Annotated in this window: 1 pseudogene; it reads left to right on the top strand. The window is 52.9% G+C overall.

Annotated features, from left to right (window positions below):
* Positions 1-86: 86 nt before the first annotated feature.
* A pseudogene (locus OKB77_RS23950) lies at positions 87-875 on the top strand (AadA family aminoglycoside 3''-O-nucleotidyltransferase); the annotation flags it as partial.
* Between the last annotated feature and the right edge of the window lie 139 nt (positions 876-1,014).

Raw genomic sequence — 1,014 nt, 5'->3', positions numbered from 1 at the left:
CTCACAGCCAAACTATCAGGTCAAGTCTGCTTTTATTATTTTTAAGCGTGCATAATAAGCCCTACACAAATTGGGAGTTAGACATCATGAGCAACGCAGTGCCCGCCGAGATTTCGGTACAGCTATCACAGGCACTCAACGTCATCGAGCATCATCTGGGATCGACGTTGCTGGCCGTGCATTTGTACGGCTCTGCACTCGACGGTGGCCTGAAGCCATGCAGTGATATTGATTTGCTGGTTACTGTGACTGCACAGCTCGATGAGACTGTGCGGCAGGCTCTGTTCGTAGATTTCCTGGAAGTTTCCGCTTCTCCCGGCCAAAGTGAAGCTCTCCGTGCCTTGGAAGTTACCATCGTCGTGTACGGCGATGTTGTTCCTTGGCGTTATCCAGCCAGACGGGAACTGCAATTCGGGGAGTGGCAGCGCAAGGACATTCTTGCGGGCATCTTCGAGCCCGCGACAACCGATGTTGATCTGGCTATTCTGCTAACTAAAGCAAGGCAACACAGCCTTGCCTTGGCAGGTTCGGCCGCGGAAGATTTCTTCAACCCAGTCCCGGAAAGCGATCTATTCAAAGCACTGGCCGACACCTTGAAACTATGGAACTCACAACCGGATTGGGCAGGCGACGAGCGGAATGTAGTGCTTACCTTGTCTCGCATTTGGTACAGCGCAGCAACCGGCAAGATCGCGCCGAAGGATGTAGCTGCCAACTGGGTAATGGAACGCCTGCCCGTCCAACATCAGCCCGTGCTGCTTGAAGCCCAGCAGGCTTACCTTGGACAAGGGATGGATTGCTTGGCCTCACGCGCTGATCAGTTGACTGCGTTCATTTACTTTGTGAAGCACGAAGCCGCCAGTCTGCTCGGCTCCACGCCAATGATGTCTAAAACAAAGTTAGGCATCACAAAGTACAGCATCGTGACCAACAGCACCGATTCCGTCACACTGCGCCTCATGACTGAGCATGACCTTGCGATGCTCTATGAGTGGCTAAATCGATCTCATATCG

Origin of the sequence: Aeromonas sp. Y318-3 (assembly GCF_027706185.1) — a bacterium.
GTDB lineage: Bacteria > Pseudomonadota > Gammaproteobacteria > Enterobacterales > Aeromonadaceae > Aeromonas > Aeromonas veronii.
This window is presented reverse-complemented; position numbering and strand designations above follow the sequence as displayed.